Source organism: Streptomyces sp. SM1 (genome assembly GCF_002910825.1).
Classification (GTDB): Bacteria; Actinomycetota; Actinomycetes; order Streptomycetales; family Streptomycetaceae; genus Streptomyces; species Streptomyces okerensis.
The window spans coordinates 1-11,129 of sequence record NZ_NEUB01000020.1; the positions used below are offsets into that span (position 1 = coordinate 1).

Genomic DNA, 11,129 nt, shown 5'->3' on the forward strand with positions numbered 1-11,129 from the left:
ACGGCGAAGACGGCGACGAGCGCGGCCAGTCCCACGACGGCCAGGGCGGCCGGGACGCCGGTGACGTCGCTTCCCTTGGCGGTCAGCGGGAACGTGCCGCCGGCCACCGTCGCGGTGCCCTCCGACCACTGCTGCCGGGTGGCGAGCAGGACCACGGCGGCGCCCAGGGCGCCGGACAGCAGGGCCACGGCGAGGCTGAGGCGGCCGGTCCTGGCGGAGCCGGCGGCCTCGGAACGGGGGGTAGGTACAGCAGTCACGACATCCACTATCGCCTGAACCCCGGGCGAACCGACACCCGGGGTTCGTCACGGAAGCCTCAGGAGTTTCCCAGCCGGTTCGCCGTGTGCACGGCGCGCAGGACCGCCGCCGCCTTGTTGCGGCACTCGGTGTCCTCGGCGGCCGGGTCCGAGTCGGCGACGATTCCGGCCCCTGCCTGGACGTACGCGGTGCCGTCCCGCAGCAGCGCGGTACGGATGGCGATGGCCGTGTCGGAGTCGCCGGCGAAGTCGAGGTAGCCGACGCAGCCGCCGTACAGTCCGCGGCGGGACGGCTCGAGTTCGTCGATGATCTGCATCGCGCGGGGCTTGGGCGCGCCGGAGAGCGTGCCGGCCGGGAAGCAGGCGGTGAGCACGTCGAAGGCGGTCCGGTCGTCCGTGACCCGGCCGGTGACGGTCGAGACGATGTGCATGACGTGCGAGTAGCGCTCGACGGACATGAAGTCGACGACCTCGACGGAGCCGGGTTCACAGACCCGCCCGAGGTCGTTGCGGCCCAGGTCGACGAGCATGAGGTGCTCGGCGCGCTCCTTGGGGTCGGCGAGCAGTTCGTCGGCGAGGGCCTGGTCCTCCTGCGGGGTGGCGCCGCGGTGCCGGGTGCCGGCGATGGGGTGGACCATGGCCCGCCCGTCGTCGACCTTCACCAGGGCCTCGGGGGACGAGCCGGCCACGTCGAATCCGTCGAAGCGGAACAGGTACATGTACGGCGAGGCGTTGGTGGCGCGCAGCACCCGGTAGACGTCGAGGGCGCTCGCCGTGCACGGCGTCTCGAACCGCTGGGAGGGCACGACCTGGAAGGCCTCCCCCGCGCGGATGCGTTCCTTGACGTCCTCCACGGCCGCCCGGAAGTCGGGGCCGCCCCACCGCGCGGTGTACTCGGGCACCTCGGACGGGGGCAGTACGGCCGGGGGCTGCGCCACCGCGCGGGTGAGATCCGCCTCCATGGCGTCCAGGCGGGCCACGGCGTCCGCGTAGGCCTCGTCGACGCCGGTCTCCAGGTCGTTGTGGTTGATCGCGTTGGCGATCAGCCAGACGGCGCCCTCCCAGTGGTCCATGACGGCGAGGTCGCTGGTGAGCAGCATGGTCAGCTCGGGGAGTCCCAGGTCGTCCCGTTCGCCGGGGCCGATCCGCTCCAGGCGGCGCACGATGTCGTAGCCGAGGTAGCCGACCATGCCGCCGGTGAAGGGCGGCAGGCCGAGGTCGTGGGCGAGGTCGCGCGGGGTGTGCAGGGCCTGGAGGGTGGCTCGCAGTGTGGCGAGCGGGTCGCCGCCCGTGGGGACGCCGACGGGCGGGGTGCCCTCCCAGTGCGCCTGTCCGTCGCGTTCGGTGAGGGTGGCGGCGCTGCGGACGCCGACGAAGGAGTACCGGGACCAGGAGCGGCCTCCCCCAGTGCTGAACGCCTGGGAGGTACCCCCATCCGCGGACTCGAGCAGGAACGTGCCGGGCCGCTCGCCGGCGAGTTTGCGGTAGAGCGCGACGGGGGTGTCGCCGTCGGCGAGGAGCTTGCGGGTGACCGGGACGACCCGGCGGTCGGTGGCGAGTTTGCGGAACGTCTCGAGGTCCATGGCGGCAGACCCTACTGATCCGTTGCGGGTGCTTCGGCCACCAGCACGTCGGCGTCGAAGCAGGTACGGGCGCCGGTGTGGCAGGCCGCGCCGACCTGGTCCACCTTGACCAGCACGGTGTCGGCGTCGCAGTCCAGGGCGACCGACCTGACCCATTGGAAGTGGCCGGAGGTGTCGCCCTTGACCCAGTACTCCTGGCGGCTGCGCGACCAGTAGGTACAGCGGCCGGTGGTCAGTGTGCGGTGCAGTGCCTCGTCGTCCATCCAGCCCAGCATCAGCACCTCACCGGTGTCGTACTGCTGGGCGATGGCGGGCAGGAGGCCGTCGGAGCTGCGCTTGAGCCGCGCGGCGAGCTCCGGGTCGAGGCGGCTGGGCGGAGCACTGGGGCGCGCAGCGCCTCCGTGAGGGGTGGTGGCCGGGCGACGGGCGGGCGTGCTGGTCATGCGGACCATTGTGCCGCGCGGGGCGGACGCGTCCGCGGGGTCGTCCACCGATTGGGAACGCGGCCGGTCGGGAACAGCGGTGCGACGAGGGCGGCCGAGAGGCCGTCCGGGCGGCCGGGGGAGGAGCGCCGTTGCGGGTGCCGGCCGGGTGACGGGTGGGCGGACTTCGCGGGCGGTCGTAGGCTGGCTTGCATGTCGACCCATGCGAAGCGTGAACGACTCCTTCTGGCCGATCTGCTGGAGACCACGGGCCCGCAGGCCCCCACCCTGTGCGAGGGCTGGACGACCCGGGACCTCGCCGCCCACGTGGTGGTGCGCGAGCGCCGCCCGGACGCGGCCGGCGGCATGCTGGTGAAACAGCTCGCGCCGCGTCTGGAACGGGTGACGGCGGAGTACACCGCCAAGCCGTACGAGGAGCTGATCCAGCTCGTCAGGACCGGCCCCCCGCGTTTCTCCCCCTTCTCGCTCAAGCAGGTCGACGAGCTGTCGAACATCGTCGAGTTCTACGTCCACACCGAGGACGTCCGCCGGGCCCAGCCCGAATGGACGCCGCGCGAACTGGACCCGGTGTTCCAGGACGCCCTGTGGTCACGCCTCGAGCGGTCCGCGCGGCTGATGGGCCGCGGGGTCCCGGTGGGCCTGGTACTGCGCCGTCCGGACGGCCGGACGGTGGTGGCGCATCGCGGCGCGCCCGTGGTCACGGTGACCGGGGAGCCGTCCGAGCTGGTGCTGTTCGCCTACGGACGGCAGAGCGCGGCCGAGGTCGGGCTGGAGGGCGACGACGACGCGATCGCGAAGCTGCGGGAGACCAGGCAGCTCGGCATCTGATCCGTACCCGAAAGGCGCAGATCGTGATCAAAGTGGCCATGACCAGCGTGTACGTCGACGACGTGGCGAAGGCGCACGCCTTCTACACCGATGTCCTCGGCTTCGAGACGCGTACCCACATGGATCTGGGCGACGGGACACTGTTCGTCACGGTGGGCGCGCGCGAGGGCGCCCAGCGGGATCTGGAGCTGCTGCTGGAGCCGGGGCAGGGCCCCGTCGCCGAGCCCTACCGGCGGTCGGTGCGGGAGGCGGGACTGCCGGCGATCGTGTTCTCCGTGGACGATCTCCGCGCGGAGTACGAGCGGCTGCGCGGAGAGGGTGTCCACTTCGTCCAGGACCCCCGGGAGCAGGGTCCGGTGATCATGGCGGTCCTGGACGACACGGTCGGCAACCTCATTCAGCTGGCCCAGCCGGCCGGCTGAGTCCGGCCGCCTCAGCGCACGGGGTGGCCGGCCGCCCGCAGTGTCTCCTTGACCTGGCCGATGCGCAGATCACCGAAGTGGAAGACGGAGGCGGCCAGCACGGCGTCCGCGCCCGCCGCGACGGCGGGCGGGAAGTCGCCGAGCCTTCCGGCGCCGCCGGAGGCGATCACCGGGACGGTGACGTGCTTCCGGACGGCGGCGATCATCTCCAGGTCGTAGCCGTCCTTGGTGCCGTCGGCGTCCATGGAGTTGAGCAGGATCTCGCCGGCGCCCAGTTCGGCGGCGCGGTGTGCCCATTCCACGGCGTCGATGCCGGTGCCGCGGCGGCCGCCGTGCGTGGTGACCTCGAAGGTGCCGGCCTCGGTGCGGCGGGCGTCCACCGACAGGACCAGGACCTGGCGGCCGAAGCGTTCGGCGATCTCGCGGATGAGTTCGGGGCGGGCGATGGCCGCGGTGTTGACGCCGACCTTGTCGGCGCCCGCGCGGAGCAGTTTGTCCACGTCCTCGGCGGTGCGGACGCCGCCGCCGACCGTCAGCGGGATGAACACCTGTTCGGCGGTGCGGCGCACCACGTCGTAGGTCGTCTCCCGGTCGCCGGACGAGGCGGTGATGTCGAGGAACGTCAGCTCGTCGGCGCCCTCGGCGTCGTACACCTTGGCCATCTCGACGGGGTCGCCCGCGTCGCGCAGGTTCTGGAAGTTGACACCCTTGACGACCCGGCCGTTGTCGACGTCCAGGCAGGGGATGACTCGGACCGCCAGGGTCATGAATCCACGGCTCCTCTGAATGCTTCGAGTTCCACTGAGACCAGTACGCGCGAGTCGATGAAGCCCTCGACCACCAGCAGCGTGGTGACCGGGCGCACCGCGTCGAACAGTTCCTTGTGCGCGCGTCCGGCCGCGTCGACGTCACGCGCGTGGGCGAGGTGCATACGCGTGCGGATCACGGACCCGATGCCGAGCCCGAACTCTCCGATCGCCTCCAGCGCGAGGGTGAAGGCCTCCTTGGCCTGCTCGTAGGGGTCGCCCTCCCCGTACAGCACGTCGCCCCGGAAGGCGGTCGTGCCGGCCACCAGGACGCGGTCGCCCGCCGCCACGGCGCGTGCGAAGCCGAGAGACTCCTCCCAGGGGCTCGCGCTCTGCACGCGCCGTACGGCATCGGAGGTCATCGCGCGGTGTCCTGGTTCACGACGTGGCCTCCAGGGCCTCTTCCAGGGTGAACGCCTTGGCGTACAGGGCCTTGCCGACGATGGCGCCCTCGACGCCGAGCGGGACGAGCCCGGCGATGGCGCGCAGGTCGTCGAGGGACGAGACGCCTCCGGAGGCGACCACGGGGCGGTCGGTGGCGGCGCAGACGTTCTTCAGCAGCTCCAGGTTGGGGCCCTGGAGGGTGCCGTCCTTGGCGATGTCGGTGACGACGTAGCGGGCGCAGCCCTCCTTGTCGAGGCGCTCCAGCGTCTCGTAGAGGTCACCGCCGTCGCGGGTCCAGCCGCGGCCTCGCAGGGTGGTGCCGCGGACGTCGAGGCCGACGGCGATCTTGTCGCCGTGTCCGGCGATGACCCGGGCGACCCACTCGGGGGTCTCCAGGGCGGCGGTGCCGAGGTTGACGCGGGTGCAGCCGGTGGCGAGGGCGGCGGAGAGGGTGTCGTCGTCGCGGATTCCGCCGGACAGCTCCACCTTGATGTCCATCGCCCCCGCGACCTCGGCGATCAGCGCGCGGTTGTCACCGGTGCCGAACGCGGCGTCGAGGTCGACGAGGTGCAGCCACTCGGCGCCCGAGCGCTGCCAGGCGAGCGCGGCCTCCAGGGGGGAGCCGTACGACGTTTCCGTCCCGGACTCGCCGTGCACGAGGCGGACGGCCTGGCCGTCGCGGACGTCGACGGCGGGGAGGAGTTCGAGCTTGGCCATGTCTCTACAGGGTTCCGATCCAGTTGGTGAGGAGCTGGGCACCGGCGTCGCCGGACTTCTCGGGGTGGAACTGGGTGGCCCACAGAGCGCCGTTCTCGACCGCGGCCACGAACGGTTCGCCGTGGGTGGACCAGGTGACCAGCGGGGCGCGTATCGCCGGGTTCGTGGGCTCCAGCGTCCAGTCGTGGACGGCGTAGGAGTGCACGAAGTAGAAGCGGGCGTCCGCGTCGAGGCCGGCGAACAGCTCGGAGCCGGCCGGGGGGTCCACGGTGTTCCAGCCCATGTGCGGCACGATGTCGGCCCGGAGCGGCTCGACCGAGCCGGGCCACTCTTCGAGGCCCTCGCTCTCCACGCCGTGCTCGATGCCCCGCGCGAAGAGGATCTGCATGCCGACGCAGATGCCCATCACCGGGCGGCCGCCGGACAGCCTGCGGTCGACGACCCGGTCGCCGCGCGCCTCCTTGAGGCCCTTCATGCAGGCGGCGAAGGCGCCGACGCCGGGCACCAGCAGACCGTCGGCGTTCATGGCCGTGTCGAAGTCGCCGGTGATCTCGACGTCGGCGCCCGCGCGGGCGAGGGCCCGCTCGGCGGAGCGGACGTTGCCGAAGCCGTAGTCGAAGACCACGACCTTCTTGGTGGTGCTCAAAGCGTCACACCTCCAGGTACAGAAGGCCCGTGCCGAGACACATCGCGGCGCCGATGGACAGCAGCACGATGAGGCTCTTGGGCATCTTCTGCTTGGCGAAGGAGATGATGCCGCCGACGAAGAACAGGCCGACGACGATCAGGACGGTGGACAGACCGTTCATGGCTTACAGCGCGCCCTTCGTGGAGGGCAGGATGCCGGCCGCGCGGGGGTCGCGCTCGGAGGCGTAGCGCAGGGCGCGGGCGAGGGCCTTGAACTGGCATTCCACGATGTGGTGCGCGTTGCGCCCGTACGGCACGTGCACGTGCAGGGCGACCTGGGCCTGGGCGACGAAGGACTCCAGGATGTGCCGGGTCATCGTGGTGTCGTACTCGCCGATCATCGGCGCCATCTTCTCGGGCTCGGTGTGCACGAGGTAGGGGCGGCCGGACAGGTCGACGGTGACCTGGGCGAGGGACTCGTCCAGCGGGACCGTGCAGTTGCCGAAGCGGTAGATGCCCACCTTGTCGCCGAGCGCCTGCTTGAAGGCGGCGCCGAGCGCGAGGGCGGTGTCCTCGATGGTGTGGTGGGAGTCGATGTGCAGGTCGCCCTCGGTCTTCACGGTCAGGTCGAACAGACCGTGCCGGCCGATCTGGTCGAGCATGTGGTCGTAGAAGCCGACCCCGGTGGAGATCTCGGTCTTCCCGGTGCCGTCGAGGTCGATCTCGACGAGCACGGACGTTTCCTTGGTGGTGCGTTCCACGCGTCCAACGCGGCTCATGCGCTCTGCTCCTTCGGGGGTGTGGGGGTGTCCCCCACAAGGCTCTGCATCTGACGTACCGCGTCGAGGAACGCGTCGTTCTCGGCCGGGGTGCCCGCGGTGACCCGCAGCCATCCCGGTACGCCGTTGTCCCGGACCAGGACGCCCCGGTCGAGGATGTCGCGCCAGGCGGCGTGGGAGTCCTCGAACCTGCCGAACTGGACGAAGTTCGCGTCGGACTCGGTGACGTCGTAGCCGAGCCCGCGCAGTCCGTCGACCAGCCGGTCGCGCTCGGCCTTCAGCTGCTCGACGTACTTCAGCAGCGTGTCGGTGTGCTCCAGGGCTGCCAGCGCGGTCGCCTGGGTGACGGCCGACAGGTGGTAGGGCAGCCGGACCAGCTGGACGGCTTCGACGACCGCGGGGTGCGCGGCGAGATAGCCGAGGCGCAGGCCCGCCGCGCCGAACGCCTTCGACATGGTGCGGGAGATCACCAGGTTCGGACGGCCGTCGAGCAGCGGGAGCAGTGAGCGGCCGTGGCTGAACTCGATGTACGCCTCGTCCACGACCACCATCGACGGCTTCGCCGCCTGGGCGGCCTCGTACAGCGCGAGGACCGTCTCGGCGGGGACGGCGTTGCCGGTGGGGTTGTTGGGGGTGGTGACGAAGACGACGTCGGGCCGGTGCCCGGCGATCGCCTCCCGCGCGGCGGCGAGGTCGATGGTGAAGTCCTCGTTGCGCGGCCCGGAGATCCAGTGGGTGCCGGTACCGCGCGAGATCAGGGCGTGCATCGAGTACGACGGCTCGAAGCCGATCGCCGTGCGGCCCGGTCCGCCGAAGGTCTGCAGCAGTTGCTGGATGACCTCGTTGGAGCCGTTGGCCGCCCAGACGTTCTCGGGGCCGACCGGGTGGCCGGCCGTCTTCGTCAGGTACTCGGCCAGCCCGGTACGCAGTTCGACCGCGTCCCGGTCGGGGTAGCGGTTGAGGTTCCGGGCGGCCTCACGGACCCGCTCGGTGATCCGCTCGACCAGCGGCTCGGGCAGCGGGTAGGGGTTCTCGTTGGTGTTCAGCCGGACGGGGACGTCCAGTTGGGGCGCGCCGTAGGGGGACTTGCCGCGCAGCTCGTCCCGTACGGGGAGATCGTCGATTCCGAAGCTCACTTGTTCTCAGGCACCTTCCACCCACGCGACATCTGTTCGTCTCCGACAAACCTCGCCTTGATCGCCGCGCCGTGCGCGGGCAGGTCCTCCGCCTCCGCCAGCGTGACCACGTGGTGCGCGACCTCGGCCAGCGCGTCCTCGGTGTAGTCGACGATGTGGATGCCGCGCAGGAAGGACTGGACGGACAGGCCCGAGGAGTGGCAGGCGCAGCCGCCGGTGGGCAGGACGTGGTTGGAGCCGGCCGCGTAGTCGCCGAGGGAGACCGGCGACCAGGGGCCGACGAAGACCGCGCCCGCGTTGCGCACCCGGCCGGCCACGGCGGCGGCGTCGGCGGTCTGGATCTCCAGGTGCTCGGCGCCGTAGGCGTCGACGACGCGCAGGCCCTCCTCGACGCCGTCGACCAGGACGATCGCGGACTGGCGGCCGGACAGGGCCGGGACGATCCGGTCGTCGACGTGCTTGCTGGCCTCGACCTGCGGCTTCAGTTCCTTCTCCACCGCGTCCGCGAGCTCCGCGGAGTCGGTGACCAGGACGGCGGCGGCCAGCGGGTCGTGTTCGGCCTGGCTGATCAGGTCGGAGGCGACGTGCGCGGGGTCGGCCGTGGAGTCCGCGAGGATCGCGATCTCGGTCGGGCCTGCCTCGGCGTCGATGCCGATCCTGCCGGTGAAGTAGCGCTTGGCGGCGGCGACCCAGATGTTGCCGGGGCCGGTGACCATGTTCACGGGCGGGCAGGACTCGGTTCCGTACGCGAACATCGCGACGGCGGTGGCACCGCCCGCCGCGTAGACCTCGTCGACGCCGAGCAGGGCGCAGGCGGCCAGGATCGTGGGGTGCGGCAGCCCGCCGAAGTCGGCCTGGGCCGGGGAGGCGAGCGCGAGGGACGGGACACCGGCCTCCTGGGCGGGCACCACGTTCATGATCACGGAGGACGGGTAGACGGCCCGGCCGCCCGGCGCGTACAGCCCCACCCGGTCGACCGGTACCCACTTCTCGGTGACGGTCCCGCCGGGCACGACCTGGGTGGTGTGCGTGGTGCGGCGCTGCGCCCGGTGGACGAGCCGGGCGCGCCGGACGGACTCCTCCAGGGCCGCGCGCACGGCCGGGTCCAGCTCCTCCAGGGCGCGCGTGAGGGCGGCGGCGGGGACACGTACCCGTTCGAGCTCGACGCCGTCGAACCTCGCCGCGAAGTCGATCAGCGCCGCGTCGCCCCGATGATGCACGTCCTCGCAGATGGGCCGCACCTTCTCCAGGGCGGCCGCGACGTCGAAGTCGGCTCGGGGCAGCAGGTCGCGCAGGGCGGAACCCTCGGGGAGGGCGTCGCCGCGCAGATCGATTCGTGAGATCACGTGCTCAATTCTCTCAGACCGGGACGGCGGGCCGTCCGCCCGTACCAGTGGCTGATACGGAACCCCCGCGGTGACGGTCCGCGCACGGATTCGAGATCCTCTTCACTTTCCGTGTTCAACACGTCACCACACCGGGCATCACCGGTTGTACGAAGGGACGAACCGACGAGTAGGTGAGGAGGAGGGGAGGTCCGTGACCCACGGTGCGGGACCGGGCGGCGCGGAGCCGCCGGAGGACCTGACCGCCACGGAGGCCGGGATGTGGCAGGCCTTCCGCAACGGCAGCGTGTACGACCTGAGCAGCGGCGACACGGTCGTCGACGACCCGCACGGAGGGCATCCGTGGGGACCGGAGCGGACGGTCCGGGCGCGCGTGGTGTGCTGGCTGCTGCTGGACGGCCCGCCCGCGCTGGCCGGGCGGGTGTCGTCGCTGAAGCTGGCCGGGGTGCGGATCAGCGGCGTGCTCGATCTGGCCGGGGGCACGGTGGTGCCGTACTGGGAGCTGCGCGGCTGCCGCTTCGAGCGGGACGTGCTGCTGCCGGAGACCCGCTTCACCACCGTGCGGATGGTGGACTGCTCGATACCGCGCCTGGAGGCGGCCCGGCTGCACACCGAGGGTGACCTGCATCTGCCGCGCTGCCGGTTCCTGGGCGGCATACGGCTGACCGACGCGCGGATCGGTACGGATCTGCTGCTCAACCAGGCGATCGTGCACCGCGACCGCAGCGGCCGCTCGATAGCCGCCGACGGGATGACCGTCGGGCAGGACCTCCAGGCGGAGATGCTGGAGTCGCACGGCGAGCTGAGCCTGCGCAGCGCGACGATCGGCGTCTCGCTGAGCCTGCGCGGCGCGCGGCTGGGCAACTCGCACGCCCGGCTCGCGCTGAACGCGCCGCAGCTGACCGTGGAGCGCTCGCTGTATCTGACCCCGGCGGGGGTGGGCGCCCAGGCGCGCAGCGGGATGACGCCGGCGCGCGGGACGCGGATCCAGCGGTTCGAGTGCCGGGGCGGGGTGCGGCTGGACGACGGACGGTTCGGGGACGCGGTCGACTTCGAGGGGGCCCGGTTCGTCCTCACCGACGAGCAGGAGCTGTCACTGCGCCGGGTGCAGACGCCCGAGCTGCGGTTCCTCGGGGAGCGGCCGGCGCGCGGCAAGGTGGTGCTGTCGGGGGCGCGGGTGGTGAACCTGATGGACCGGGCGGACAGCTGGCCGGGCCCCGGCCGGCTGCACATGGGCGGCTTCACCTACGAGAACCTGGTGCCGCGCGGGCCGTTCGCGCTCGCGCTGCGGCTGCGCTGGGTGGACGCGGCGAGCGCCGAGTACAACCCGGAGCCGTACGAGCGGCTGGCCGCCGTGCTGCGGGAGAGCGGGGAGGACGAGGACGCCCGGGAGGTGCTGCTCGCCCGGCAGCGCCGCCGCCGCGAGAGTCTGCCGCTCGCGGCCAAGCTGTGGGGCTACGCGCAGGACTGCACGGTCGCGTACGGCTACCGGCCGGGCCGGGCCGCGGTGTGGATGGCGGTGCTGTGGGCGGCCGGTTCGCTGGCCTTCGCGCGCGCGGACCACCCACCGCTGAAGAGCGGCGAGCATCCCGCCTGGAACCCCGCGCTGTTCGCGCTGGACCTGCTGCTGCCGGTGATCGACCTGGGCCAGGTGGGCTTCTGGCAGCTGCGCGGCGGCTGGCAGTGGCTGTCGGCGGCGTTCGTCCTGCTGGGCTGGATCCTCGCGACGACGGTGGCGGCGGGCGCGACCCGGACACTGCGGCGCACGTAGCCGCCGGCCGGGCGCCGCGGCTCACCCCGG

At 72.1% G+C, this 11,129-nt stretch carries 14 protein-coding genes; 3 read left to right on the forward strand and 11 right to left on the reverse strand.

All coding sequences use genetic code 11. The annotated features are described in order from the left end of the window. The 3 genes from B9S61_RS00325 to hisI all read right to left on the reverse strand — a co-directional run. Positions 1–266 (reverse strand): Trp biosynthesis-associated membrane protein (locus B9S61_RS00325; protein WP_181007166.1); only part of this gene is annotated, 266 nt, incomplete at its 3' end. Between the two features lie 50 nt (positions 267–316). Beyond that, on the reverse strand, positions 317–1,840 hold the full coding sequence (locus B9S61_RS00330; protein ID WP_103540367.1) for an anthranilate synthase component I: 1,524 nt from the start codon (positions 1,838–1,840) through the stop codon (positions 317–319). 11 nt (positions 1,841–1,851) lie between these two features. Further along, positions 1,852–2,283 (reverse strand): phosphoribosyl-AMP cyclohydrolase, encoded by a 432-nt coding sequence (hisI, locus tag B9S61_RS00335; RefSeq protein ID WP_103540378.1) that lies wholly within the window; start codon positions 2,281–2,283, stop codon positions 1,852–1,854. A gap of 192 nt (positions 2,284–2,475) precedes the next feature. Between hisI and B9S61_RS00340 the strand changes: the two genes are divergently transcribed. Both B9S61_RS00340 and B9S61_RS00345 read left to right on the forward strand, forming a co-directional pair. Then, positions 2,476–3,111: a TIGR03085 family metal-binding protein gene (locus B9S61_RS00340; protein ID WP_103540368.1), complete on the forward strand. Its 636-nt coding sequence runs from the start codon at positions 2,476–2,478 to the stop codon at positions 3,109–3,111. A gap of 23 nt (positions 3,112–3,134) precedes the next feature. Further along, complete coding sequence (locus tag B9S61_RS00345; protein WP_103540369.1) at positions 3,135–3,533, forward strand: VOC family protein; 399 nt, start codon at positions 3,135–3,137, stop codon at positions 3,531–3,533. An 11-nt stretch (positions 3,534–3,544) separates the two neighbouring features. On the opposite strand, the gene hisF is transcribed toward B9S61_RS00345, so the two are convergent. From hisF to hisD, 8 genes are read right to left on the reverse strand one after another with little or no spacing between them, the layout of a single operon-like run. After that, entirely contained in the window at positions 3,545–4,300 is a 756-nt protein-coding gene (hisF, locus tag B9S61_RS00350) for an imidazole glycerol phosphate synthase subunit HisF (RefSeq protein WP_103540370.1), read from the reverse strand. After that, the gene (locus B9S61_RS00355) at positions 4,297–4,701 is read right to left on the reverse strand and encodes a Rid family hydrolase (protein WP_103540371.1); all 405 of its coding nucleotides are present in this window, start codon (positions 4,699–4,701) and stop codon (positions 4,297–4,299) included. Before B9S61_RS00355 ends, hisF begins: the two co-directional genes overlap by 4 nt. 16 nt (positions 4,702–4,717) lie before the next feature. Continuing rightward, complete coding sequence (gene priA / locus B9S61_RS00360) at positions 4,718–5,440, reverse strand: bifunctional 1-(5-phosphoribosyl)-5-((5-phosphoribosylamino)methylideneamino)imidazole-4-carboxamide isomerase/phosphoribosylanthranilate isomerase PriA (protein ID WP_103540372.1); 723 nt, start codon at positions 5,438–5,440, stop codon at positions 4,718–4,720. Between the two features lie 4 nt (positions 5,441–5,444). Further along, complete coding sequence (hisH, locus tag B9S61_RS00365; protein WP_103540373.1) at positions 5,445–6,086, reverse strand: imidazole glycerol phosphate synthase subunit HisH; 642 nt, start codon at positions 6,084–6,086, stop codon at positions 5,445–5,447. Between the two features lie 4 nt (positions 6,087–6,090). Continuing rightward, positions 6,091–6,249, reverse strand: coding sequence for a hypothetical protein (locus tag B9S61_RS40550; RefSeq protein WP_181007167.1), 159 nt, complete (start codon positions 6,247–6,249; stop codon positions 6,091–6,093). A gap of 3 nt (positions 6,250–6,252) precedes the next feature. Next, the gene (hisB, locus tag B9S61_RS00370) at positions 6,253–6,846 is read right to left on the reverse strand and encodes an imidazoleglycerol-phosphate dehydratase HisB (RefSeq protein WP_103540374.1); all 594 of its coding nucleotides are present in this window, start codon (positions 6,844–6,846) and stop codon (positions 6,253–6,255) included. Next, entirely contained in the window at positions 6,843–7,982 is a 1,140-nt protein-coding gene (locus B9S61_RS00375) for a histidinol-phosphate transaminase (protein ID WP_103540375.1), read from the reverse strand. The genes hisB and B9S61_RS00375 overlap by 4 nt, the downstream gene beginning before the upstream one ends. Next, positions 7,979–9,328 carry a histidinol dehydrogenase gene (gene hisD / locus B9S61_RS00380; RefSeq protein ID WP_103540376.1) on the reverse strand — a complete coding sequence of 450 codons (1,350 nt, stop codon included), beginning with the start codon at positions 9,326–9,328 and terminating at the stop codon, positions 7,979–7,981. Before hisD ends, B9S61_RS00375 begins: the two co-directional genes overlap by 4 nt. 193 nt (positions 9,329–9,521) lie before the next feature. On the opposite strand from hisD, the gene B9S61_RS00385 reads away from it, so the two are divergent. Continuing rightward, entirely contained in the window at positions 9,522–11,099 is a 1,578-nt protein-coding gene (locus B9S61_RS00385; RefSeq protein ID WP_103540377.1) for an oxidoreductase, read from the forward strand. Positions 11,100–11,129 lie beyond the last annotated feature (30 nt).

Excerpts from the sequence above, each read along its gene's own strand:
- B9S61_RS00330 (WP_103540367.1), bottom strand. The coding sequence starts at position 1,840 with ATGGACCTCGAGACGTTCCGCAAACTCGCCACCGACCGCCGGGTCGTC.
- hisI (WP_103540378.1), bottom strand. The coding sequence starts at position 2,283 with ATGACCAGCACGCCCGCCCGTCGCCCGGCCACCACCCCTCACGGAGGC.
- B9S61_RS00340 (WP_103540368.1), top strand. The coding sequence starts at position 2,476 with ATGTCGACCCATGCGAAGCGTGAACGACTCCTTCTGGCCGATCTGCTG.
- hisF (WP_103540370.1), bottom strand. The coding sequence starts at position 4,300 with ATGACCCTGGCGGTCCGAGTCATCCCCTGCCTGGACGTCGACAACGGC.
- B9S61_RS40550 (WP_181007167.1), bottom strand. The coding sequence starts at position 6,249 with ATGAACGGTCTGTCCACCGTCCTGATCGTCGTCGGCCTGTTCTTCGTC.
- hisB (WP_103540374.1), bottom strand. The coding sequence starts at position 6,846 with ATGAGCCGCGTTGGACGCGTGGAACGCACCACCAAGGAAACGTCCGTG.
- priA (WP_103540372.1), bottom strand. The coding sequence starts at position 5,440 with ATGGCCAAGCTCGAACTCCTCCCCGCCGTCGACGTCCGCGACGGCCAG.
- B9S61_RS00355 (WP_103540371.1), bottom strand. The coding sequence starts at position 4,701 with ATGACCTCCGATGCCGTACGGCGCGTGCAGAGCGCGAGCCCCTGGGAG.